Source organism: Pseudonocardia ailaonensis, from assembly GCF_039531635.1.
GTDB lineage: Bacteria > Actinomycetota > Actinomycetes > Mycobacteriales > Pseudonocardiaceae > Pseudonocardia > Pseudonocardia ailaonensis.
Map to the genome: position 1 here is coordinate 102,121 of NZ_BAAAQK010000002.1, position 23,920 is coordinate 126,040.

At 71.8% G+C, this 23,920-nt stretch carries 23 protein-coding genes; 18 read left to right on the plus strand and 5 right to left on the minus strand.

The annotated features are described in order from the left end of the window. Window positions 1-33: 33 nt before the first annotated feature. Window positions 34-1,083, plus strand: coding sequence for a recombinase RecA (recA, locus tag ABD324_RS02660; RefSeq protein WP_344411910.1), 1,050 nt, complete (start codon window positions 34-36; stop codon window positions 1,081-1,083). A 1,031-nt stretch (window positions 1,084-2,114) separates the two neighbouring features. Next, window positions 2,115-2,786: a regulatory protein RecX gene (locus ABD324_RS02665; protein ID WP_344411913.1), complete on the plus strand. Its 672-nt coding sequence runs from the start codon at window positions 2,115-2,117 to the stop codon at window positions 2,784-2,786. A 416-nt stretch (window positions 2,787-3,202) separates the two neighbouring features. Here the strand turns inward: ABD324_RS02665 and ABD324_RS02670 are convergent, their stop codons facing one another. Further along, window positions 3,203-4,138, minus strand: a complete 936-nt coding sequence (locus ABD324_RS02670) for a LysR family transcriptional regulator (protein ID WP_344411915.1) — start codon at window positions 4,136-4,138, stop codon at window positions 3,203-3,205. An 88-nt stretch (window positions 4,139-4,226) separates the two neighbouring features. On the opposite strand from ABD324_RS02670, the gene ABD324_RS02675 reads away from it, so the two are divergent. The 8 genes from ABD324_RS02675 to ABD324_RS02710 all read left to right on the plus strand — a co-directional run bounded on the left by ABD324_RS02675 (window position 4,227) and on the right by ABD324_RS02710 (window position 14,357). Further along, window positions 4,227-4,949: a succinate dehydrogenase cytochrome b subunit gene (locus ABD324_RS02675; RefSeq protein WP_344411917.1), complete on the plus strand. Its 723-nt coding sequence runs from the start codon at window positions 4,227-4,229 to the stop codon at window positions 4,947-4,949. A gap of 2 nt (window positions 4,950-4,951) precedes the next feature. Then, window positions 4,952-6,895 carry a fumarate reductase/succinate dehydrogenase flavoprotein subunit gene (locus ABD324_RS02680; RefSeq protein ID WP_344411919.1) on the plus strand — a complete coding sequence of 648 codons (1,944 nt, stop codon included), beginning with the start codon at window positions 4,952-4,954 and terminating at the stop codon, window positions 6,893-6,895. After that, window positions 6,892-7,647 carry a succinate dehydrogenase/fumarate reductase iron-sulfur subunit gene (locus ABD324_RS02685; RefSeq protein ID WP_344411921.1) on the plus strand — a complete coding sequence of 252 codons (756 nt, stop codon included), beginning with the start codon at window positions 6,892-6,894 and terminating at the stop codon, window positions 7,645-7,647. The genes ABD324_RS02680 and ABD324_RS02685 overlap by 4 nt, the downstream gene beginning before the upstream one ends. A gap of 168 nt (window positions 7,648-7,815) precedes the next feature. Further along, window positions 7,816-8,748, plus strand: a complete 933-nt coding sequence (locus ABD324_RS02690) for a nucleoside hydrolase (RefSeq protein ID WP_344411923.1) — start codon at window positions 7,816-7,818, stop codon at window positions 8,746-8,748. A gap of 554 nt (window positions 8,749-9,302) precedes the next feature. Next, on the plus strand, window positions 9,303-10,742 hold the full coding sequence (gene uriT / locus ABD324_RS02695; RefSeq protein WP_344411925.1) for a uridine transporter UriT: 1,440 nt from the start codon (window positions 9,303-9,305) through the stop codon (window positions 10,740-10,742). A gap of 151 nt (window positions 10,743-10,893) precedes the next feature. Beyond that, window positions 10,894-11,688 carry a hypothetical protein gene (locus ABD324_RS02700; RefSeq protein WP_344412000.1) on the plus strand — a complete coding sequence of 265 codons (795 nt, stop codon included), beginning with the start codon at window positions 10,894-10,896 and terminating at the stop codon, window positions 11,686-11,688. A 6-nt stretch (window positions 11,689-11,694) separates the two neighbouring features. Continuing rightward, entirely contained in the window at window positions 11,695-13,611 is a 1,917-nt protein-coding gene (locus ABD324_RS02705; RefSeq protein WP_344411928.1) for a fumarate reductase/succinate dehydrogenase flavoprotein subunit, read from the plus strand. Continuing rightward, window positions 13,608-14,357: a succinate dehydrogenase/fumarate reductase iron-sulfur subunit gene (locus ABD324_RS02710; protein ID WP_344411930.1), complete on the plus strand. Its 750-nt coding sequence runs from the start codon at window positions 13,608-13,610 to the stop codon at window positions 14,355-14,357. Before ABD324_RS02705 ends, ABD324_RS02710 begins: the two co-directional genes overlap by 4 nt. A 36-nt stretch (window positions 14,358-14,393) precedes the next feature. Here the strand turns inward: ABD324_RS02710 and ABD324_RS02715 are convergent, their stop codons facing one another. Then, window positions 14,394-15,674, minus strand: coding sequence for a nucleotide disphospho-sugar-binding domain-containing protein (locus ABD324_RS02715; RefSeq protein WP_344411932.1), 1,281 nt, complete (start codon window positions 15,672-15,674; stop codon window positions 14,394-14,396). Between the two features lie 73 nt (window positions 15,675-15,747). Continuing rightward, window positions 15,748-16,011, minus strand: a complete 264-nt coding sequence (locus tag ABD324_RS02720) for a hypothetical protein (protein ID WP_344411934.1) — start codon at window positions 16,009-16,011, stop codon at window positions 15,748-15,750. A 193-nt stretch (window positions 16,012-16,204) separates the two neighbouring features. On the opposite strand from ABD324_RS02720, the gene ABD324_RS02725 reads away from it, so the two are divergent. The 8 genes from ABD324_RS02725 (at window position 16,205) to ABD324_RS02760 (ending at window position 22,344) form a co-directional block, all read left to right on the plus strand. Further along, a complete protein-coding gene (locus tag ABD324_RS02725) occupies window positions 16,205-16,942 on the plus strand; it encodes a hypothetical protein (RefSeq protein WP_344411936.1) in 738 nt (245 codons plus the stop codon). Between the two features lie 14 nt (window positions 16,943-16,956). Continuing rightward, window positions 16,957-17,451: a hypothetical protein gene (locus tag ABD324_RS02730; protein ID WP_344411938.1), complete on the plus strand. Its 495-nt coding sequence runs from the start codon at window positions 16,957-16,959 to the stop codon at window positions 17,449-17,451. Then, on the plus strand, window positions 17,451-18,122 hold the full coding sequence (locus tag ABD324_RS02735) for a hypothetical protein (RefSeq protein WP_344411940.1): 672 nt from the start codon (window positions 17,451-17,453) through the stop codon (window positions 18,120-18,122). Before ABD324_RS02730 ends, ABD324_RS02735 begins: the two co-directional genes overlap by 1 nt. Before the next feature lie 25 nt (window positions 18,123-18,147). After that, window positions 18,148-18,339: a hypothetical protein gene (locus tag ABD324_RS02740; RefSeq protein ID WP_344411942.1), complete on the plus strand. Its 192-nt coding sequence runs from the start codon at window positions 18,148-18,150 to the stop codon at window positions 18,337-18,339. Between the two features lie 96 nt (window positions 18,340-18,435). Further along, on the plus strand, window positions 18,436-18,903 hold the full coding sequence (locus ABD324_RS02745; protein WP_344411945.1) for a hypothetical protein: 468 nt from the start codon (window positions 18,436-18,438) through the stop codon (window positions 18,901-18,903). Next, window positions 18,900-19,220 carry a hypothetical protein gene (locus ABD324_RS02750; RefSeq protein ID WP_344411947.1) on the plus strand — a complete coding sequence of 107 codons (321 nt, stop codon included), beginning with the start codon at window positions 18,900-18,902 and terminating at the stop codon, window positions 19,218-19,220. The genes ABD324_RS02745 and ABD324_RS02750 overlap by 4 nt, the downstream gene beginning before the upstream one ends. Window positions 19,221-19,436: 216 nt before the next feature. Next, the gene (locus tag ABD324_RS02755; protein WP_344411949.1) at window positions 19,437-21,374 is read left to right on the plus strand and encodes a S9 family peptidase; all 1,938 of its coding nucleotides are present in this window, start codon (window positions 19,437-19,439) and stop codon (window positions 21,372-21,374) included. 67 nt (window positions 21,375-21,441) lie between these two features. Beyond that, window positions 21,442-22,344 carry a TIGR03564 family F420-dependent LLM class oxidoreductase gene (locus ABD324_RS02760; protein WP_344411951.1) on the plus strand — a complete coding sequence of 301 codons (903 nt, stop codon included), beginning with the start codon at window positions 21,442-21,444 and terminating at the stop codon, window positions 22,342-22,344. 16 nt (window positions 22,345-22,360) lie between these two features. Here the strand turns inward: ABD324_RS02760 and ABD324_RS02765 are convergent, their stop codons facing one another. Then, on the minus strand, window positions 22,361-23,500 hold the full coding sequence (locus ABD324_RS02765; protein WP_344411953.1) for an LLM class flavin-dependent oxidoreductase: 1,140 nt from the start codon (window positions 23,498-23,500) through the stop codon (window positions 22,361-22,363). Between the two features lie 133 nt (window positions 23,501-23,633). Next, on the minus strand, window positions 23,634-23,920 hold a 287-nt coding region (locus ABD324_RS02770), incomplete at its 5' end, for a helix-turn-helix transcriptional regulator (RefSeq protein WP_344411955.1).

Consider the following 23,920-nt stretch of genomic DNA (forward strand, 5'->3'; position numbering starts at 1 on the left):
CCGTCCCGCACCCCGATCGAGCGAGGTACCCAGATGAGCACTCCCGACCGCGAGAAGGCGCTCCAGCTCGCCCTCGCCCAGATCGAGAAGAACCACGGCAAGGGCTCCGTGATGCGCCTCGGGGACGACACGCGTCCGCCGATCGGCGTCATCCCCACCGGCTCCATCGCGCTCGACGTGGCGCTCGGCGTGGGTGGCTTCCCGCGCGGGCGCGTCGTGGAGATCTACGGCCCGGAGTCCAGCGGCAAGACTACGGTCGCCCTGCACGCGGTCGCCAGCGCCCAGGCCGCGGGCGGCGTCGCCGCGTTCATCGACGCGGAGCACGCGCTCGACCCCGAGTACGCCAAGGCGCTCGGCGTGGACACGGATGCGCTGCTGGTCTCCCAGCCGGACACCGGCGAGCAGGCGCTCGAGATCGCGGACATGCTGATCCGCTCCGGCGCCCTGGACATCATCGTGATCGACTCGGTGGCCGCGCTCGTGCCGCGCGCCGAGATCGAGGGCGAGATGGGCGACAGCCACGTCGGCCTCCAGGCCCGCCTGATGAGCCAGGCGCTGCGCAAGATCACCGGTGCGCTGAGCAACTCGGGCACCACGATGATCTTCATCAACCAGCTGCGCGAGAAGATCGGCGTGATGTTCGGGTCCCCCGAGACCACGACGGGTGGCAAGGCGCTGAAGTTCTACGCCTCCGTCCGCCTGGACATCCGCCGCATCGAGACCCTGAAGGACGGCACCGACATGGTCGGCAGCCGCACCCGGGTCAAGGTCGTGAAGAACAAGGTGGCCCCGCCCTTCAAGCAGGCCGAGTTCGACGTGCTCTACGGCGTCGGCATCAGCCGCGAGGGCTCCCTGATCGACGTCGGCGTGGAGCAGGGCATCATCCGCAAGTCGGGTGCCTGGTACACGTACGAGGGCGACCAGATGGGGCAGGGCAAGGAGAACGCCCGCAAGTTCCTCAAGGAGAACCCGGACATCGCGGCCGAGGTCGAGAAGCGGATCAAGGAGAAGCTCGGGATCGGCGCGGTGCTCGACGCCGACGCCGACCGGGTCGAGCCCCTCCCGGCCCCGGTCGACTTCTGAGCGTGGGAAGGGCCGGCGGGCCGGCCGATGATCCCGACCGGCCCGCCCTGACCAGGCAGGCCCGGGGCCGGGCTGCCGGGGGAACGAGTGCCCGGGGAACGACGGCTCGGGGAACGACCGATCCGGACGCGTCCGGGCCGGGGCTGCCGTTCCCGGCCGCCCCGGCCTCACACCGGCTCAGCATGGACGACCTGGACCCGGCCGCCCCGGCGATCCCGGCCATCGCCTCCTTCGACTCCCTGGTCGAGAAGACGACCCCCGTCCCGCAGTCCGGCGATGCGGAAGCCGCTGCGGGGTCCGAGGGCGCTGCGGGGTCCGAGGGCGCTGCGGATTCGACGGGGACCGGTCCCTCCGGGAACGGCGGTTCCCACCGGAGCGAGCGCAGGCTCGCCGTCGCCGACTTCGGCGGGGACCTCCGGGCAGCGGGCGCTGAGGCTCGCCCGGCCGACAGCGGAGAGGCTCGCGCCGGAAGGGTCGACACCCGGACGGACCGCCGGGCGGCTGCGGGCGCCGACGCCCGCGGAGCCGGAGGGGAAAGCGCGGATGTCGCCTTCGCCGGCGCCGATGGTGCGGGGCAGCGGCGCGCCGGTCCTCCGCCGGGCGATGCCGTGGTGGGCCGACCTGTCGCGGCGGGACCGGTCGTCGTCGACCTGGATGCCCTCGCCCCGGCTCCGGACCGTGAGCCCCCCGCCGAGCTGGGTCGGCTCGACGCCCCGGAGGCCGACGGGCCGCAGCTGACGATGGACGACCTGCGGTTCGGCCGGCGCGGACGCGGCCGGACCCCGGACCGCAGGACCTCGGGTGACCGCGCCCGAGGCGGTCGGACGGCGAGTGATCGGACAGCGGGTGATCGGACAGCGCGTGATCGGACGGCGGGTGATCGGGCGGCGGGCGGTCGGGCGGCGAACGGAGCCGCGCCGGCGGGACGGCGCGCCGATCCCGCGACGGCGCAGGACCCGGCCGGATCGGACGATGCCGGCACCGGCCGCCGGACCACCCGCCCCGGTCGAGCGCGCCCGACGCCCGACGACATGCCGGGGCTGGACACCGAGTCCGCGGCCTGGGACGCGGGGGAGTCCACCGCGATCGGTGCGGACCCGGACCGGCCTGCGCGCCCGCGCGGCCGCGGCCGCACCCGTGGGCGGGCACGACCCTCTCCGGCGGAGCCCGAGGAGGACACCCGCACCCCCGAGGAGCAGGAGGCGGCCGCCAAGGAGATCTGCCTGCGGCTGCTCACCGACAGCGCCCGCACCAAGCACGAGCTGGGGGCTCGGCTCCGGCAGCGGGGCGTCGCGGACGAGATCGCCGAGCGCGTCCTCGAGCGGTTCGACGAGGTCGGCCTGATCGACGACGAGGCCTTCGCCGGCGCCTGGGTCCGCTCCCGTCACCGGCACCGCGGCCTCGGCCGCCGGGCGATCGCGCAGGAGCTGCGGCGCAAGGGCGTCGCGAAGGAGATCGCCGACGAGGCGCTCACCGAGGTGGACGACGAGTCCGAGGCGGCGCGGGCCCGGGAGCTGGTCGACCGCAAGCTCCGCACCCTGACCCTCGGCGACGCCGTCGACCGCCGCAAGGCGGCCCAGCGGCTCGTGGGCATGTTGGCGCGCAAGGGATACCCGTCCGGCATCGCCTACGGCGTCGTCCGCACCGCCCTGGCCGAGCACGGCGCGGAGGACGAGGAGCTCGGCCCGCCCGACCTCGACTGATCACCCCGCTGCCCCCTCGAGCGATCACCCCGGGCGGTACCGGGCGGCCACCCATGGCCGCCCCGCCCCGCCCCGCCCCGCGTGATCATCAGCGCGCCGGCGGCCGGGGCGGAGGTGATCGCTGCACGCGGTGCATCGTGGCCACCGGCGGCCGTGAGGTACCGCAGACGGTGATCATCCTGGCGGCGCGTCGACCCGGGCTGCGCTTGATCACCGAGACTGCGGATCGTCGGCCACCAGTGGCCGACGATCCGCACTCCTGGTGATCTTCCCGCGACCCGCGACCCGCGACCCGCGACCCGCGACCCGCGACCCGCGACCCGCGACCCGCGACCCGCGACCCGCGACCCGCGACCCGCGACCCGCGACCCGCGACCCGCGACCCGCGACCCGCGACCCCGCGAGCAGGGGAGCGCTCACTCGGGCCGGTGCAGCACCTGCACGTCCGCCGACAGCCCTCCCGAGGCCGCGATGTCGGTGATGGACGACAGCAGGGTGTCGACGAAGGCCTGCTCGGCGTGGGTGGGGGCGATGTCGGCGCGCCGCGCGAGGGCGACCGTGCGGTAGAGCGGGGGGCTCAGCACCGTGCGCCGCAGCCGGGGCCGTCCGGCGAAGACCAGGTCCGGCACCACCGCCACCCCCGTCCCGGCTTCGACGAGCCGCAGCATCGCGTCCATCTCGCCGCCCTCGACGGCGAAGCGGGGGGTGACGCCCGCGTCCCGGTAGGCCTGCAGGGTCACCTCCCGCAGGTCGTAGCCCTGCCGCACCATCACCAGCGGGCGGCGGGACAGCTCGGTGATCGTCATCGAGCCCCGCGACGACGGCGGGCGGCCGGAGCGGGGCGAGGCGACGGAGAGCCGTTCCCGCAGGAGCGGTCGGGTCTCCAGGGTCTGGTCGACGCCGGACGGCGGCACGATCACCAGCGCGACGTCCAGGTCGCCGCGCGCGAGCGAGCGCACCAGGGACTGCGAGCCGTTCTCCGCCAGCTCCAGGTGGATCTCGGGATGGCGCTCGTGGAACTCGCGCAGGACGTCCGCGAGGAGGCCGAGGCACATCGACGGGGTGGCCCCGACCCGCACCCGGCCCGTCCGCAGCCCGACGAGCTCGGCCACCGCGGTGCGCGCGGACTCCATGTCCGCGAGCATGCGGAGGGCGAGCGGCAGGACGGCCTCGCCCGCCGGGGTGAGTGTGACGATCTTCCCGCGGTTCACCAGCGGGGCCCCGAGATCGTCTTCCAACGCTCTGAGCTGGCGACTCAGTGTGGGCTGAGCCACGCCCGTCATCTCCGCCGCCCGAGTGAAGCTGCGCACGTCGGCGACGGCCGCGAAGTACGCGAGCTGCTGAAGTGTCACGTGTATAGCGTACGTGCATGGATCAACGTGCTGTCATGCATTGGACGGTCGCGTAGCTCAGTAGTGCACTTGCCCCGTGGCGTCACAGGTGTCTACGAAGGGGTCGGCGAAAGAGCCGAAGGTCGCGGCCAAGCCGGCGGCCCGCAGACCGCTCATCCCCGCGGTCCTGCTCAAGTTCATCATGGCGCTGTCCGGCGCGGTGCTCGTGCTGTACCTGGTCGTGCACATGATCGGCAACCTCCAGATCTTCTGGGGGCAGACGGCGATCAACGGGTACGCGGAGTGGCTCCGCACACTCCTGCAGCCGGTGCTCGGCTGGGAGGGCTTCGTCTGGGTGGTGCGCATCGCGCTGACCCTGTCGGTGGTCGGGCACATCTGGGCGGCGACGCTGCTGGCGCTGCGCGCCAAGCGCGCCCGCCCGGTGAAGTACGCGGCCGGGAACAAGGTGAAGGGCAGCTACACGGCGCGCACCATGCGCTGGGGCGGCGTGATCGTCCTGCTGTTCATCATCTGGCACATCCTCGACCTCACGGTCGGCGTGGTGAACCCGTCCGGCCAGCACCTCAAGCCCTACGAGAACATCACCGCGGACTTCACGCCCGAGCGCTGGTACATCACGCTCTGGTACGTCCTCGCGCTCGTGGCGATCTGGTTCCACCTGCGCCACGGTCTGTGGAGCGCCGTCCAGACGCTCGGGAAGTCCAGCAACCGCCGCGAGAAGGTCCTCAAGACCGGCGCCACGGTGTTCAGCACCGTGCTGATCGTCGGCTTCCTGATCGTCCCGATCTCCGCCACGTTCGGATGGATCTAGCCATGAGCTACTCCGACTACACCGTCGGTACCCCCGTCGTCGACAAGGCCGCTCCCGACGGTCCGATCGAGACCCGGTGGGAGCGCCGCAAGTTCGGCGTCAAGCTGGTCAACCCGGCCAACAAGCGCAAGGTCAAGATCATCGTCGTGGGCACCGGCCTGGCCGGCGGCGCCGCGGCGGCGACCCTGGGCGAGGCCGGCTACCACGTCACGAGCTTCTGCTACCAGGACAGCCCGCGCCGGGCGCACTCGATCGCCGCGCAGGGTGGCATCAACGCGGCGAAGAACTACCGCAACGACGGCGACTCGGTCTACCGGCTGTTCTACGACACCGTGAAGGGCGGCGACTTCCGTGCGCGGGAGTCGAACGTGCACCGCCTCGCCGAGGTGTCCCGGCAGATCATCGACCAGTGCGTGGCGCAGGGCGTCCCGTTCGCCCGCGAGTACGGCGGCCTGCTGGACACCCGCTCGTTCGGCGGTGTGCAGGTCTCTCGGACCTTCTACGCCCGCGGCCAGACCGGCCAGCAGCTGCTGATCGGCGCGTACCAGGCGCTCGAGCGCCAGGTGAAGGCCGGCACCGTGCACATGCACACCCGCCACGAGATGCTCGAGCTGATCATCGTCGAGGGGCGGGCGCGCGGCGTCGTCGTCCGGGACATGATCTCCGGCGAGATCTCCTCGCACCTGGCGGACGCGGTCGTCCTCGCGACCGGCGGCTACGGCAACGTCTTCTACCTGTCGACGAACGCCAAGGGCTGCAACGTCACCGCCAACTGGCGCGCGCACCGCAAGGGCGCCCTGTTCGCGAACCCCTGCTTCACCCAGATCCACCCGACCTGCATCCCGGTCTCCGGCGACCACCAGTCGAAGCTGACCCTGATGTCGGAGTCGCTGCGCAACGACGGCCGCGTGTGGGTGCCGAAGGCGCTGGGGGACACCAGGAAGCCGAAGGACATCCCGCACTCCGAGCGCGACTACTTCCTCGAGCGCAAGTACCCGAGCTTCGGCAACCTCGTGCCCCGCGACATCGCGTCCCGTGCGGCCAAGGAGGTCTGCGACGAGAAGCGCGGCGTCGGCCCGTCGGGCCTGGGTGTCTACCTGGACTTCGACGACGCCATCCAGCGGCTCGGCCGCGGCGCGGTGGAAGCCAAGTACGGCAACCTCTTCGAGATGTACGAGCGGATCACGGGGGAGAACCCCTACGAGACGCCGATGCGCATCTTCCCGGCCGTGCACTACACGATGGGCGGGCTCTGGGTCGACTACGACCTGCAGAGCACCATCCCGGGCATGTACGTGGCCGGCGAGGCGAACTTCTCGGACCACGGCGCGAACCGGCTCGGCGCCTCGGCGCTGATGCAGGGCCTGTCGGACGGCTACTTCGTCCTGCCGGTCACGATCGGCGACTACCTGGCGTCGAACACGCTGCCGGAGGTCGCGCCGGACGCCCCCGAGGTCCTCGAGGCCGAGGCCGCGGTGAAGGAGCGGATCGACAAGTTCCTGTCGATCAACGGCACCCGCACGGTGGACTCGTTCCACCGCGAGCTCGGCCACATCATGTGGGACTACTGCGGCATGGAGCGCACCGAGGAGGGCCTGCTCAAGGCCATCGACCTCCTCGCCGAGCTGCGCCGCGAGTTCTGGAGCAACGTCAAGGTCCCCGGCAAGGGGGCGGAGCTCAACCAGAGCCTCGAGAAGGCCGGCCGGGTCGCCGACTTCATCGAGCTCGGCGAGCTCATGTGCCTGGACGCCCTGCACCGCAGGGAGTCCTGCGGCGGCCACTTCCGCGGCGAGAGCCAGACGGAGGACGGCGAGGCCCAGCGTGACGACGAGAACTTCGCCTACGCGGGGGCCTGGGAGTACACGGGTGCGGGCTCGGCCCCGGTGCTGCACAAGGAAGAGCTGAACTTCGAGTACGTCCACCCCACCCAGCGGAGCTACAAGTGAAGCTCAACCTTCGCGTCTGGCGCCAGAACGACCCGGTCGACAAGGGCCGCATGGTCGACTACACCGTCGAGGACGCCTCGGAGGACATGTCGTTCCTCGAGCTCATCGACGTGCTCAACGAGAAGCTGATCCTCTCGGGCGACGAGCCCATCGCGTTCGACCACGACTGCCGCGAGGGCATCTGCGGCATGTGCTCGATGGTGATCGACGGGCAGCCGCACGGCCCCGAGCGCTCCACCACCACCTGCCAGCTGCACATGCGGAAGTTCAACGACGGCGACACGATCACCGTCGAGCCCTTCCGCGCCGGCGCGTTCCCGGTGATCAAGGACCTGGTCGTCGACCGGGGCGCGTTCGACAAGATCATCCAGGCTGGTGGCTACATCTCGGCCAACACCGGGTCGGCCCCGGAGGCGCACTCCACGCCGGTGCCGAAGGCGGCGGCGGACCGTTCGTTCACCGCGGCCGCCTGCATCGGCTGCGGCGCGTGCGTCGCGGCGTGCCCCAACGGCTCGGCGTCGCTCTTCCTGGGCGCCAAGCTGACCCACCTCGGCGAGATGCCGCAGGGTCAGCCGGAGCGCTGGGACCGCGTGGTGAACATGGTCGAGACGCACGACGACGCCGGCTTCGGCGGCTGCACCAACACCGGTGCCTGCGCCACGGCCTGCCCCAAGGAGATCCCGCTCGACGTGATCTCCCAGCTCAACCACGACTACCTCAAGGCGACCGTCGGCGGGCGGCGCAAGAAGTAGGTTCTCCGCGATCAGGGGCACGGCCCCGCCGCCCGCAACCACGGCAGACGTCGTGGTGGGCGTGCGGGGCCGTGCCCCTTTCCGGTGTCGTACCCCTTCCGGTTGACGACCGTCAGGGCGTGTGGAATCGTTTACGCACGCCATGTTCACCTTCGGAAGGGGAGATCCATGCCTGTACCGGTCATCATCGACTGCGACCCGGGCCACGACGACGTCTTCGCCATCTGGCTGGCCGCCGGCAACCCGGACATCGACATCCGGGCGATCACCACGGTCAGCGGGAACGGCTACCTCGAGCACACCACCTACAACGCCCGTGTCGCGCTCACCGTCGCCGGGGTGACCGGCATCCCGGTGGCGGCCGGGGCCGACGGGCCGCTCGAGCGCAAGGCGACACCGGCGACGTGGATCCACGGCGAGAACGCGCTCGGCGGTCCCGAGCTGCCCGAGCCCACGGTGCCGCTGGACGGGCGCTCGGCCCTCCAGCTCATTGCCGACGTCCTCGCCGAGGCCGACGAGCCGGTCACGCTGGTCCCGATCGGCCCGCTCACGAACATCGCCCTCTTCCTCCGCGAGAAGCCCGAACTCGTCGGGAAGATCAAGGAGATCGTGTGGATGGGCGGCTCCACCGGGCGGGGCAATGTCGGGGCCTACCCGGAGTTCAACGCCTGGTGCGACCCGGAGGCCGCCGACCTCGTGCTGCGTTCGGGGCTGCCGATCACCATGGTGGGGCTCAACATCTCGCACCAGGCCCTGATCACCGCCGAGGTCATCGACCGGATCGGCGCCATCGGGAACCGGACCGGCGCGTTCGGCGTGGAGCTGCTCCGCTACTTCTGCAGCACCTACGACAAGGTCGAGGGGATGCCGGAAGGGCCCCTGCACGACCCGATCACCGTGGCGCTGCTCATCGACCGCGCCGTGGCCACCGTCCGGCGTGCCCACGTGGACGTCGAGACCAAGGGCGAGTTCACCTCCGGTGCGACCTGCGTCGACCTGCACGACATGCTCGGCAAGGAGCCCAATGTGGACGTGGCGATCACGCTCGACGTCGACCGCTTCTGGAACCTCGTCGTCGACGCCGTACGGGAGCTGGCCTGAGGTGAGGCGGTGGCGGTGACCAGGAGTCCCGCCACCCCGGGGAAAGCCGCCCGGAACACCGCTCGTGAAGCGGTCCGGTCGAGCCGGCGAATCATTCGCGGCGACCTCGGAGATCGTTCATCCCGATCTGGTCGGATCAGACGTAATGGTGGCCCCGTCGCCCGCACGGCGCTCGACGAGCATTTTCGGTGCTTCGTTCAGGGGTGTCGTCGTGGGAGTCCGTACTGGCGTCCAGCTCCTTTTCCAAGGTGAGGGAAAAGGCGGCCGAAGAACGGGTTCATGATGCCGCGGACCGGTATGTCCGTGGAGGCCCTCGCGCAGGGCTCTACCGGCGGGCCGGCGCGAAGGCCGGGCGCAACGGAAGCGCTGCGCCACAGCGGTTGTCGAGAAGCGGCTCGTGCCCGTCGGGGCCGCGAAGTGACAGCGATCGACAGGCGCCCGACCGACCATTGTCACGACCTCCCGGTGGCGGGTTCGCCCGACAATTGCGAAAATCTCGCCCTGGCCCATGGAACAATCCTGACGCACTACCTCCTTGCGGAGAGGTGAGGCTCATGAACGCCGAAACCGGTAGCACGCACAACGTCGGTCGTGCGGCCCGGCCGCGGAACATCGCGGCGCTGATGGTGGCACTGATGACCGCCGTACTGGCATTCCAGCTCAATGCGAGCATGCTCAGTCCGGCGCTGGTCACCATCGAACGGGAGCTCGGTACGACGGCGACGAGCGTCGCGGCGACGCAGACCGCGTTCTTCACCGCCGCCGCCCTCTTCGCGCTCTTCCTGCCCCGGCTCGGCGACCTGATCGGCCGGCGACGGGTCCTGACCGGCCTGCTCGCCGTGATGACCGTCGGGTGCGTGGTCGCCGCGCTCGCCCCGAACGTCCCGGTCCTGTTCGTGGGGCGGCTCGTCCAGGGCGTCTCGGGCTCGATCGTGCCGCTCTGCCTGATCATGCTCCGCGTCGAGGTCCCGAACCCGCGCAGGTACGGGACCCTCATGGGCGTCGTGGCGGCGGTGAACGGCGGCATCGCCGGGTTCGACGCTCTCCTCGGCGGCTTCCTGGCCACGCATCTCGGCTTCGCCTCGGTGTTCTGGGTGATGGGCGGGATCGCGGTGGCCGCGGCCGTCCTGGTGCGCCTCGTCGTCCCGGAGTCGACCGCGAGCGAGCGCACCCCGATGGACTGGGCCGGGACGCTCCTGTTCGTCGTGTCGGTGGGCTCCCTGCTGGTCGCGGTGAACGAGCTCAGCGCGCTGGGTGACGCCGACTTCCTGCTCGTCGGCATCCTCGGCGTGGTCGCGGTGGGCGCGTTCGCCCTGCTGTGGCGGACGGAGTCGCGCAGCCCGCACCCGCTGGTGCCGACCGACCAGCTGCGCGACCGGGCGTCGTGGAGCGTGATCGGCACCGCGTTCCTCACCCTGGGCGGGGTGTTCGCGGTGATGAACGGGGTGATCCCGGCCTTCGCGCAGGACGGGGTCGTCGGCCTCGGGATGAACGCGGAGGAGGCGGCCTGGTGGGTGCTGACGCCGTACGCCATCGCGGGCCTGCTGGTGGGGCCGCTGAGCGGGCGGCTCGCCCCGCTCCTGGGGTACCGGACCGTGCTGCGGGTCGGGCTCGCCGCGTCCGTCGTGGTCCTGGTCCTGTTCGCGCTCACGGTGACCGGCGCGTCCCCCGTCCTGCTGCTGCTCCTCTCGGTGGCGATCGGGGTGACCTACGCCGGGATCGCCAACATCATGCTGAACGGGCTCAGCGTCGTCCTGTCGCCGGACGACCGGCCCGGCTCGCTGCCCGGGCTGGCCGCCGGCGGGTTCAACCTCGGTGCGGCGACGAGCTTCCTGGTGATCTACGCCGCGCAGACCCTCTACACCGACGCGGCCGGGCAGAGCTCGGCCGCGGGGTACGTCGCCGCGCTGGTCACCGGTGCCGTCCTCATGGTCGCTGCGCTCCTGCTCTCCCTGGCGATCCCGCGGCCCGAGCGCGCCGAGGTGCGGGCCTGACGGTGCCGTCCACCCTGTGTGACCTGCGTCTCGCAGCGGTGATAGTTCCCGACCCGAAACCCTCGCTCTGTGATCTGCGTCGTACGCTCCGTGTGATCCGCACGACAGGCAACGACGCCGAACGAGGGACCACGTGTCATCCACCACTGACATGGCCCGCCAGCGCGCAGCTGGCCGGGCGCAGATCGCGGCGCGGACGCTCCGCACGGACCGATGGTGGCTACCGCCGCTGCTGAACGTGGCCGGGCTGGGCGCCTGGGTCATCTACGCGACGGTGCGCGCCTTCATGCAGAACTGGTACTTCGTCCCGGAGTACAACTACCTGACGCCGTTCTACTCGCCCTGCGTCTCCAACGGGTGCGTGGAGCAGGCCGCCCACTTCGGACGCTTCTTGCCGGACGTCTGGTTCCTGCCGTACGCGGCGATCTCGCTGCCGTTCCTGCTGCTGTTCCGGCTGACCTGCTACTACTACCGGAAGGCCTACTACCGGGCCTTCTGGGGCAGCCCGCCCGCCTGCGCCGTCGCGGAGCCGCACGGCAAGTACACCGGCGAGACCCGCTTCCCGCTGATCCTGCAGAACCTGCACCGGTACTTCTTCTACATCGCGGCGCTGATCTCGCTGCTGAACACCTACGACGCGGTGAAGGCGTTCATCAAGGAGGACGGCAGCTTCGGCCTCGGCCTGGGCAACATCATCCTGGTCGCGAACGTCGTGCTGCTGTGGCTCTACACGGCGTCCTGCCACTCGTGCCGCAGCATCATCGGCGGCCGGCTGAACCATTTCTCCAAGCACCCGTTGCGCTACAAGGCCTGGGTCCAGGTGTCCAAGCTCAACGGCAAGCACATGCAGCTGGCGTGGAGCACGCTGGCCAGCCTCGCGATCACGGACGCCTACATCATGTGCGTCTCGGCGGGCTGGTTCTCCGACCTGCGGATCGTGGGGTGATCTGAGATGTCTGGACAGGACGAGCGGGCGGTCGAACGCCACGAGTACGACGTCGTCGTCATCGGGGCCGGCGGCGCCGGGCTGCGGGCGGCGATCGAGGCGCGCCTGCAGGGCAAGCGGGTCGCGATCATCTCGAAGTCGTTGTTCGGCAAGGCCCACACCGTGATGGCCGAGGGCGGCTGCGCGGCGTCGATGGGCAACGTCAACCCCAACGACAACTGGATGGTCCACTACCGCGACACCATGCGCGGCGGGAAGTTCCTCAACAACTGGCGGATGGCGGAGCTGCACGCCAAGGAGGCCCCGGACCGCGTCTGGGAGCTGGAGACCTACGGCGCGCTGTTCGACCGCACCCCGGACGGCAAGATCAGCCAGCGCAACTTCGGCGGGCACACCTACCCGCGGCTCGCCCACGTCGGCGACCGCACGGGCCTGGAGCTGATCCGCACCCTGCAGCAGAAGATCGTCTCGCTCCAGCAGGACGACAAGTCGGTGACGGGGGACTACGAGTCCCACCTGCGGGTCTTCCACGAGTGCACGATCACCGAGCTGTTCAAGACGGACGGCCGGATCTCCGGCTGCTTCGGCTACTTCCGCAACGACGGCCGGTTCGTGCGCTTCGACGCGCCCGCGATCGTGCTGGCCACCGGTGGCGTCGGCAAGAGCTACCAGGTCACGTCGAACTCCTGGGAGTACACCGGGGACGGGCACGCGCTGGCCCTGCGCGCCGGCGCGACGCTGATCAACATGGAGTTCCTGCAGTTCCACCCGACGGGCATGGTGTGGCCGCCGTCGGTCAAGGGGATCCTGGTGACGGAGTCGGTCCGCGGCGACGGGGGCGTGCTGCGGAACTCCGAGGGCAAGCGGTTCATGTTCGACTACATCCCGGACGTCTTCAAGGAGCAGTACGCGACCAGCGAGGACGAGGGCGACCGCTGGTACACCGATCCGGACAACAACCGCCGGCCCCCGGAGCTGCTCCCGCGCGACGAGGTCGCGCGCGCGATCAACTCGGAGGTCAAGGCGGGCAGGGGAACCGCCAACGGCGGCGTGTACCTGGACATCGCCTCCCGCAAGAGCCCGGAGGAGATCCTCAAGCGGCTGCCGTCGATGCACCACCAGTTCAAGGAGCTGGCGGACGTCGACATCACCAAGGAGCCCATGGAGGTCGGGCCGACCTGCCACTACGTCATGGGCGGCATCGAGGTCGACCCGGACACCGGGATGAGCTCGGTGCCCGGCCTGTTTGCCGCGGGGGAGTGCTCCGGCGGCATGCACGGCTCGAACCGCCTGGGCGGCAACAGCCTGTCGGACCTGCTGGTGTTCGGGCGGCGCTGCGGGATCGCGGCGTCGGAGGTCGCCGAGGGCGTCCGGCCGGTCGTGCGGGAGTCCGATGTGGAGGCCGCCCTCGACCGGGCGCTGCTGCCGTTCTCCAGCGGGACGGCCGGTGGTGAGAACCCGTTCCAGGTGCACCTCGAGCTGCAGCGGACGATGCACGAGCTCGTCGGGATCATCCGCAAGGCCGAGGAGATGGAGACGGCGCTCAAGAAGCTCGAGGACATCGCCACGCGCACCCGCACCGTCGTCGTCGAGGGGCACCGGCAGTTCAACCCCGGCTGGCACCTCGCGCTCGACCTGCGCAACATGCTGCTCGTCTCGCTCTGCGTGGCGAAGGCGGCGCTCGAGCGGCAGGAGAGCCGCGGCGGCCACACCCGGGACGACTTCCCGGTCATGGACGCGGACTGGCGGCACGTCCTGCTGGTGTGCTCGGCCCTGGGCGAGGACAACGTGGAGCTGACCCGCAAGGAGCAGCTCGCGATGCGTCCCGAGCTGCTCGACCTGTTCGAGATGGACGAGCTGAAGAAGTACTACACCGGCGAGGAGCTCGGGGGACACAGGGCTGACCAGGGGGAGCGGGCATGACCAGTCACGACCACCACTTCCGCGTCTGGCGCGGCGACGCCGAGGGCGGCGACCTCGTCGACTACCCGGTCGAGGTGAACGAGGGCGAGGTCGTCCTCGACATCATCCACCGCCTCCAGCAGACCGAGGCGAACGACCTCGCCTGCCGTTGGAACTGCAAGGCCGGCAAGTGCGGCTCCTGTTCCGTGGAGATCAACGGCAAGCCGCGCCTGGCGTGCATGACCCGGATGAGCACGTTCGACGACGACGAGGTCGTCACCGTGACCCCGCTGCGCACCTTCCCGGTGATCCGGGACCTGGTCACCGACGTCGAGTTCAACTACGTCAAGGCCCGGGAGGTGCCGGCGTTCGCGCCGCCGCCCGGCGTCGCCCCCGGCGAGTACCGGATGCAGCAGATCGACGTCGAGCGGAGCCAGGAGTTCCGCAAGTGCATCGAGTGCTACCTGTGCCAGAACACCTGCCACGCGGTCCGCGACCACGAGGAGAACAAGGAGGCCTTCTCCGGCCCCCGCTACCTCATGCGGATCGCCGAGCTGGACATGCACCCGCTCGACGACGCGGACCGCAAGGACTCCGCACAGGAGGACCACGGCCTCGGCTACTGCAACATCACCAAGTGCTGCACCGAGGTCTGTCCCGAGCACATCAAGATCACCGACAACGCGCTCATCCCGATGAAGGAGCGCGTCGTCGACCGCAAGTACGACCCGATCGTCTGGCTCGGCAACAAGCTCTTCCGCAGGTAGAACCCCCTGTGCGGGCGTAGCGGCGCTCCGGCACCGCTACGCCCGCACGAGGTGGTCGACCACCTCGTCGAGTGCGGTGAAGCCGGGGGCGGCGGCCATGTGCCCGGCCATCCGGGCCGCGGCGGTGCGGTAGCGGGGGTCGTCGAGCAGCGCGCGGACCGCGCGGCGCACCTGGTCCGGGCTCGGCGTGGCGCTCCGGATCCGTCGTCCCACACCGGCCCAGTGCACCCGGGCGGCCACCTCGAGCTTGTCCTCCTGGGCGCCGGCGACCACGATCGGCACGCCGTGGCTCAGCGCGTGCTGCACGCCGCCGTAGCCGCCGTTGGTGACGTAGACGGCGGTGCGGGGGAACAGGTCGTCGTAGGCGAGGTACTCCGCGGCGCGGGCGTTGGGCGGCAGGGGCGGCAGGCTGTCGAGGGGGCGGCCGCCCGCGGTCACGACGACGAGGACGTCCTCGGTGGCGAGCGCGTCGAGCGTCGGCGCGACGAGCTGCCCGAAGTCCTTGTTGCCCACCGTCCCCTGCGTCACGTGCACCACCGGGCGGTCACCGTCGAGGTCGCCCCACCACGGCGGTTTCGGGGCCGTCCCGCCGCCGAGCACCGGTCCCGCGTAGTGCAGCGTGGGCGGGTCGTCGGAGCGCGGGTACTCGAACTCCGCCACACCGAACTGGACGTACGCCTCGACCTCGCGCATGTAGTCGAGCGGCGCGAAGGTCATGGGCCGGCCGTGGATCTCCTCGGACATCCGCTCGGTGAGGCGGGTGGCGGGCGCGAAGACCGTCCGGAGCATGAGCTGCTTGAGCGCCCAGTTCCGGGCCGTGCCGAACGGGCGGCGCATCGGGAGCACCCCCATCCCCGGTGGCGCGGTGTCCCGGCTGCCCATCATCAGCGGCATGATGCCGCACAGCACGATCGGTGGCCGCTCGGCGCGGGGGAGCCCGAGCAGGAACTGCGTCCCCCAGAACATCGGGTCGGCGAGCAGGACGTCGACGGGCTCGGCGGCGTGGGCGGCGAGCACGGCGTCGTACTGCGGGCGGCCGGGCCGGGCGAAGAGGTGCTCGACGTCGAACGATGCCGACCGGATCCCCGTGAGCGCCCTGCGCTCCGGGAAGGTCTCGTTGAAGTCCTGCCGGTCGTCGTAGTCCGCCTCCGCCGGCAGCGCGAGGAACTCCGCGCCGGTCGCCGCCACGGCCGCGGCGAACCGCGCCCCGGTGAGGAACCGCACCCGGTCCCCGCGCTCGGCGAAGTGCCGCGCCACGCCGAGCAGCGGTGAGACGTGGCCGTGGACGGGGACCGACCCGATCAGCAGGGATCGCACCCGGCCAGCCTGACGGGCCGCCCGCCGTCGGCAAATGGGGAGAACTACGTACGTTTCCGCAGCTCAGCTGCCGTCACAGGCCCATCTGCCTGCGGATCTCGGCGAGCTTGTCCTTGCCCTTCTGCTCGCGCTCCGCGAACTTCTCCTCGGCGCTCTGCACCTGCTCGGTGCCGCCGGCGAGCTCTTCCCAGCCGATCGCGGTGGCGGCGCGGCCCTCGATCTTGTCCCGGACGTAGTCGAGGCTGGGGACGCCGTGCTCGTCGTAGTCGGGCTTCAGACCCGGGATCTCCGGCGTGAGGTCCTCGGGCTCGGGGACGGACGGGGTCGGTTCGGTCATGCGTGCCTCCCGGTCGGCGTGACGCCCACCACGCTACGCGACGGCGGCCGCCCGGGACGTCCGGAACGGGAGGTTCGCCCGGGATCCGGTACGCCGTTACGGTGGCTCCGCCCGTCCGTCGTCACGCGGCCCGTCCGGTCTCGTTGCTCCTGTCGGAGGCGCCCGCTCCCGGGCACCCCAGGGGAGAGGACGCATGTCGGGCACCGAGACCACACGGGTCACCCCGTCCGGGCAGCGGCTGCACCTCACGGTGCCCACCGCCTTCGGGCCCTACCGCTGGTACGGCAGCACCCGGTTCACCGGGCCGCGGATGGCCCGCCAGTTCTTCCTCGCGCCCGCGGGTGAGCACCGCGTGATCCCCACGAAGATCCTCCCGGGTGCCCGGACGAGCGTGCGGAGCCTGCGGGGCTTCGACGCGATCGTCGTCGAGGCCGCGGACCGCTCGGACTCCGCGCTGGTCCTCGCCGGACCGCACCACGAGGCCACGACCTGGTTCGGCGGGCCGGCGCCCGAGGCCGGCGCGCTCGCGAAGCTCGTCGACACCTTCCGGTTCGTCGACTCCGCGGACGGGGCCTCGCTCACCCCCGCCTCCGACCTGCTCGTCCAGCAGCCGGACGTGACCGTCGCGGGCCGCAACGCGGACTCGGTGCTGATGGTCCGCCGCGCCGCCGAGGCCCTGCCGACGCTCCCGGACTGGGCGGGCCTGACGCTCGCCGGCGGGCTGGAGCTGTGGAAGGCGGACCGGAACCTGGAGTCGGGACAGGCCGCCGCGGTCGCGGGCACCGTGCACCAGTGGCGGTACCTGATCGCCGGACCGCAGGCCGTCATGGACCTGGTGCTGCTCGGGCCGGAGTCCGGGCGTCCGCAGACGGGTCTGGACGGCGACTCGCTGGTCGACGCGCTCGGCTCCCTGACCGCGGTCTGGAACTGAGGGGTGTACGGCTGATGTCGGTCTCGCTCGCGGTGGCGCTGCTCGCGCTGCTCGTCGCCCTCTTCGCGGTCGTCGCGCTGGTGGCCGTCTACGCCAGGGTCCGCGCGCTGGAAGCCGGCCGCGCGGCCGAGCTCTCCGGGTACGCCTCGCTGGTCGGCCGGCCCGCGCCCGCCGCCGTGCGGCCGCGGGCGGGGGAGCGGCTCGCGATCGTCGCCGTGCTCGACTCCGCCTGCGCCAGCTGCCATGCGCTGTGGGACTCCGTGGTCGCGGTCTCCGGCGAGCTCGACGACCCGGTGCGCTACGTCGGCCTGGTGGACCGGGCCGGTGACCTCTCCGGGTTCACGGGCGGCGAGCTGCTCGCGGACGTCAACGCCCGCGCGGACCTCTTCGAGGGCTACTCGCCGACCCTGCTGGCCGTGGCCGCCGACGGCACCGTGACCCATCGCAGCTTCGTCTACCCGGACACCGACCTCCGGGCCCTGCTGCTCGACCTGATCAAGGGGTCCTGATGACTCGCCTCGACGACGTCCCGACGACGGGGGAGATGCCCGAGGGGGCCACGCCCAGCGACGTCGTGGCCCGGATCCGGGCGTACCGGCCCAGCCGCCGGGTCGTGCTGCGCGGCCTGCTGATCGCCGCCGCGGCGTCGGCGCTGGTCCCGCTCGACTGGTACCTCACCCGGCGCACGGCCAGGGCCGCGCCCGCCACCGCCGTCGACGCCTCGCGCTCGGAGTTCGGCGCCTGCAAACCGGCCTCCTACGACGAGGAGGCCAACAACTGGTGGACGGACACCAGCCCGCCCGCGGTCTGCTACGGCGGCTGGCGGCGGGGGAGCTTCCCCTGCGCGAGCGACCACTGGCACCGCGAGGGCAAGTACACGGGTCGGGGCGAGAGCTACACGTCGACCCGGATGACCACCAACTGCCACGGCCGCAACGCCTGGCGGTGGAAGGGCTACCGCTGTTCGGACGCGATGACCACCGCGACCTTCGACGACGGCAGCGAGTACAACGCCCTGACGATCGCGGCCTGCGTGCTGCCGGCGGACATCGCCGCGGCGCCCGCGGACGACGACCCGCGCTACGCCCCGGACGACGGCGGCGGGCAGACCGACAGCGAGAACCGTGGGGGATCGGGGGGCGGCACCGGCCGCTTCACCGGGGGTCTGCTCGGACGATGAGCGGGGCATCCGGGACACTGCCGGCGTGAGTGCACCGATGCGGGCCCGGTGGGCGTTGCACCCGCTGACCGTCTCCGTCGTGTTGTTGCTGGTGGGTGGGCTGGGTGCGGTGTCCGCGCTCGTCACCACCCGGGACCTGGCCGCGGCCGGGGCGGTGCTGCTGCTCGCGCTGGTCGCGGGCGCGGCGGCGGGGTTCGCCAACTCCGGCTCCACTTGAAGCCACAACTCGGCGTTCCTGCTGAGCGCGTCGGTCTGGCGCGGTTCCCCTGTCGTCCGGTGGTTCGGCGCCGGCCTGGTCCTCGGTGCGCTGGTCGTGGCGTTCGTCGCGGCGGCCCTGGGGGCGCTCCCGCAAGCCCTCGTGCCCGCGCCCGTGCGGTGGGGGATCGCCGGGGCGCTCGCGCTCGCCGTCCTCGGCCGGGAGTGCGGGCTGTGGTCCTTCCCGGTGCCCGAGAACGGGCGGCTGGTGCCGGAGCGGGTGCAGCACCTCAAGGAGTGGGGGGCGCTGCAGTTCGGCTTCGAGATGGGCACCGGCATGCGGACCTACTCGCCCAGCGCGCTGCCGCACCTGGTGCTGCTCGCGATCGTGCTCGTCGTGCCGTTCCCGGCGGCCTTCGCGGCGGGGCTGGGCTTCGCGCTGGGCCGGCTCGCGATGCCGCTGCTCTCCAACGCCTGGAGCGACGACGGCGCCTGGACGGCGGTGTGGGCGCGGGCGGAGAAGGTGGTCCGGCCGATCCTGGCGGTGACGTGCGTGGGTTCTTTGACGGCGCTGGTCCTGTCGTGAGGGTCCGGGAACTGGTGGTCGTGTACGACGTCTCCTGCCCGCACTGCTCCCGGATCGCCCGGGAGCTCCCGGAGTGCGTCACGGTCAGGGTCAAGGTCCGCTCCTGCAAGGACCCGCAGCTCCCCGCGATCTACCCGAACCTGCCGGCGGGGGTGGCGGGGTGTCGGGAGCCGGCGATCGGGGTGCTGCGGATCGACGGGCAGGTGCGCTGGTGGAAGGGCCTGTCCGGCGCGATCGGCCTGCTCCCGGTCCTGCGCCCCCGCGCGCTGCCTCGCGCGATCGCCCTCTTGCGCACCGCGACGTCCGTCCGTCGCTAGGAGCGCGCTCCTAGAACCCCGCGAGTCGGCCCGTCGGCGGAGCCGACCGTCGAGCAGGGTCGGGAGCCCGAAACACACGCTGACGACGTCGCGGATGTGTGTTTCGGCCTACGGACCCTGCTCGACGGTCGGCTCCGCCGACGTGCCGACTCGCGGGGGTGGGGGTGGGGGCGCGGTGATCGCGGACTGTCGGTGGGGCGCACTACGGTGTCGATCGTGACCCGCACGCCCTACGGTTCCTGGCCCACCCCCATCACGTCCGAGCAGGTCGTCGCCGCGTCGGTGCGGCTGTCGGGTGCCCGGGTGGACGGGGACTCCGTGTACTGGGCGGAGGGGCGGCCGGGCGAGGGCGGGCGGACCCAGCTCGTGCGGCGGGACCCGGACGGGACCGTCACCGACCTGCTGCCCGAGGGTTTCGACGCGCGCACCGGCGTGCACGAGTACGGCGGCGCGGCGTGGTGGGTGCGCGGCGGGGTGGTGTGGTTCGCGAACTGGGCGGACCAGCGGCTCTACCGCCTCGAGCCCGGCGGTGCGCCGGTGCCGATCACCCCGGAGCCCGCGCAGCCCCGGGCCGACCGGTACGCGGACGGCTTCCTGGCGGGCGACCAGCTCCTCGTGATCCGCGAGCGGCACGAGGGCGCCTCGGCCACCGAGGTCCGCAACGAGATCGTGCGCCTCCCCGCCGACCGTGGGTCGGGTGAGCCGGAGGTGCTGGTCAGCGGGCCGGACTTCGTCAGCAGCCCGCGGCTGTCGGCGGACGGGAAGCGGCTGGTGTGGATCCAGTGGAACCACCCGTCCATGCCGTGGGACGACACTGTGCTGATGGGCCGCAACCTCGAGACCGGCGACGAGGCGAACATCGCGGGCGGCCCGGGCGAGTCGGTGACGGAACCCCGCTGGCAGCCCGACGGCAGCCTCTACTTCCTCTCCGACCGCACCGGCTGGTGGAACCTCTACCGCTGGCGCTCCGGCCAGGACATCGAGCCCCTCGTGGTGCTCGACGCCGAGATCGGCGTGCCGGCCTGGCAGATCGGCAGCGCCCGCTACGCCGTGCTCCCCGGCGGGCGGATCGTGTTCGCGCGCTGGAGCAAGGGGTACGACGGGCTGGCCGTGCGGGAGCCGGACGGCGAGTACACCGAGCTGGACCTGCCGTTCTCCGCCATCGCCTCGGTCGCGCCGTACGGGGTCGGCAGCGTGCTCGTCGTCGCCGGCACGCCGACCGAGGAGCCGGGTGTGCACGTGGTGAGCGTCGACGGCGACCTCGAGACCCTGTGCGCCCCGCGCGAGCTCGGGATCGACGACGGCTACCTGTCGGTGCCCGAGGCGATCTCCTTCCCGTCGGTGGACGGCGACGGGCAGCCGCGCAGGTCGCACGCCCTCTACTACCCGCCCGCCAACCCGGATCACGGTGGGCCGGAAGGGGAGCGGCCCCCGCTGCTCGTCGTGATCCACGGTGGACCGACCGCCGCGGCGGTGCCCGTGCTGTCGCTCTCGGTGCAGTACTGGACGAGCCGCGGGTTCGGCGTCGTCGACGTCAACTACGGCGGCTCCACGGGTTTCGGCCGCGCCTACCGCGAGCAGCTGAACGGCGCGTGGGGGATCGTCGACGTGGCGGACTGCCTGGCCGCCGCCCGGTTCCTCGCGACGACCGGGCGGGTCGACCCGCAGCGGCTCGCGATCCGGGGCGGCTCGGCCGGCGGGTACACCGTCCTCGCGGCGCTGGCCCGCGAGGACACCCCGTTCTCCGCCGGGGCGGACCACTTCGGCGTCGCGGACCTGGAGGCGCTCGCCGCGGACACGCACAAGTTCGAGAGCCGCTACCTCGACCGGCTGATCGGCCCGTACCCCGCGGCGCGGGACGTGTACGTCGAGCGCAGCCCGATCCACCGCGTCGAGGAGTTCCACACGCCGCTGATCGTGCTGCAGGGCGCCGAGGACGCGATCGTGCCGCCCAACCAGTCCGAGGCGATCGTCGAGGCGCTGCGGGCGCGCCGGGTGCCCGTCGCGTACCTGCTGTTCCCCGGCGAGCAGCACGGCTTCCGGCGCGCGGAGAACATCCGGAGGGCACTCGACGCCGAGCTGTCCTTCTACGCCCAGGTCTTCGGCTTCGAGACCGACGTCGAGCCGATCACCGTCGAGAACCTGTCGAGATGAACCTCAGGTAGGTTTCGGGGCCCCGGAGCGTGCCTGAGGTTCATCTCGGCGCGTAGGGTCCGGCCGCGTGGAGATCTCTGTGTTCGGTTACCTCGGGGGCGGGGTACGGGTCGTCGACGACTACGTCGCGACGCTTGCGGCGCTGCGGGACGAGGGCTTCGCCCGGTACTGGACCGCCCAGCTCCCGCGCGATCCGGACCTGCTGACGGTGCTGGCGATCGGGCTGCGCGAGGTACCCGGGATCGAGGTCGGCACCGGGGTGGTGCCCGTCCAGCCGCAGCATCCGATGGCGCTGGCCCAGCGAGCGCTGCTGGTCAACCAGATCGGTGGCGGGCGGCTCACGCTCGGTCTGGGGCTGAGCCACAAGCCGGTGGTCGAGGGAATGTGGGGGCAGTCGTTCGACCGGCCCGTCCGGCGTATGTCCCAGGTGCTCGACGGGCTCCTCCCGCTGCTCGCGGGGGAGAAGGCGGCGGCCGAGGGGGACCTCGTGACCACCCGTGGCGCCCTGGCGATCGAGGCGCCGGCGCCGCCCGTCTACCTCGCCGCCCTGGGCCCGCAGATGCTGCGGCTGGCCGGGCGCCGCACCGCCGGCACCGTCACGTGGATGACGGGCCCGCGCACCCTGGCCGAGCACGCGGTCCCGACGATCCGCGGGGCCGCCGAGGAGGCCGGGCGGACCGTCCGGGTGGTCGCCTCGCTGCCCGTCGCGGTCACGGACGACCGGGACGGCGCGCGGGCCGAGGCCGCCCGCCAGTTCGCGGTCTACGGGCAGCTGCCCTCCTACCGCGCGATGCTCGACCGCGAGGGCTATGCGGGCCCTGCGGACGCGGCGATCGTCGGCGACGAGACCGAGGTCGCCGAGCGGATCGCCGCGCTGCGGGAGGCCGGGGTGGACGAGTACGTCGCGCTGCCGTTCTCGCCCGACCCCGAGGAGCGCGCCCGCACCCGGGCCCTGCTCCGCACCCTGTGAGCCGACGCGGACCCGCTCAGGCGCGCAGCCCGTTCTTCTGCAGGATCGGCAGGACCTCGTCGCAGAACTCCGGGGTCTCCCGGGCGTAGTCGAGGAAGCCGAAGACGGCTCCGGTGAGCCCGGCCTCCTCGTACTCGGCCAGCTGCTCGGCGACCTGCTCGGGCGTGCCGACGACGTTCGGGCCGCCCCAGCCGGCGATGAACCGCTCCTGCATCTCGGTGATCTGGGTGGCGAACGACGGGCTCTGCACCCCGAGCACGTCCATCACGTTCTTCGCGCCGGCCCAGTCCCCACGGTCGATGATGTCCTGCTGGACCCGCCGGGCCTCCTTCTCGGTCTCCCGGCAGATCACCAGGCAGTAGGTCCAGACGTCGATGTCGCGCTGGTGGTCGTCCTGCGCGGTGCTCTTGATGCGGCCGACGTAGTCGGGGACCTGCTCGGTGGGCAGCGCGATCAGGTTGATGTCGACGTTCTGCGCGGCGAACCGCTGCCCGCGCGGCGACGAGCCCGCGTTGAGCAGGGCCGGGCGCGGCGCCTGTACCGGCCGGGGATAGCCGTGTGCCCCGTGCGAGGTGAAGAACTCGCCGTCGACGTCGAACGGCTCCGTCTCGTTCCACAGCCGCATCGCGAAGTCCAGCCACTCCTGGCCGAACTCGTAGCGCCGGTCGTGCTCGAGCTGCGCGCGGCCGAACATCTCCATCTCGGGGGTGAACCAGCCCATCACCAGGTTCATGCCGAAGCGGCCGCCCGAGATGTGGTCGATGGTGGTCGCCATCTTCGCCGCGACGATCGGATGGACCGTCGGCAGGTGCGTGGTCGTGAAGATGGCGATGTTCTCGGTCGCCTGCGCGAGGCCGGCGGCCCAGGTGTAGGTCTCGAAGCAGACCCCGTTGAAGTTCGTGTCGCCGCCGAACCCGGTCCAGCGACCGACCGGCACCACGGCGTCGAGCCCGCCGCGGTCCGCGGCCCGCGCGATCTCCAGCTGCTGGTCCCAGGTGACGCGGAAGCCGGTCTCCGCGTGGCTCATGATCATGCCGCCGGACACGTTGGGCGCGAAGACGCCCAGCTTGAACCGGTTGTCGCCGAACACGGGATTCTGGTCCACGCGCTTCGTGTGGCCGAGCAGACCGTCGGTCACGTGGGCGGGGTAGGTCATGGGGATCACCTGTTCCTTCGCACTGGGCGTCGCTGCCGTCATCACTGCGGTGCGTCGTCACGCTAGGAGTCGTTGTGGCGCAGGCGATATCCGCGCAGCGACGGGATCTCGTCCCCGGAGCGACAGCACGGGTTCAGCGTCGCGCGGTGTCGGACGGCAGCTCCCCGAACCGCTCGCGGTACTGCGCGGCGAAGCGGCCCAGGTGGAAGAAACCCCACCGCGTCGCCACCCCGGTGACCGCCGCCGGGCCCTGTGCCGCCTGCAGCTCGGCGTGCACCCGGTCGAGGCGGGCGCCCCGGACGTACGCCATGGGGGAGACGCCGAGGGTCTCGCGGAACCCGCGCTGCAGCGAGCGGGCGGTCACCCCCACCGCCGCCGCGAGATCGGCGAGGGTCAGCTCGGCCGGGTCGCCCGCGGCCG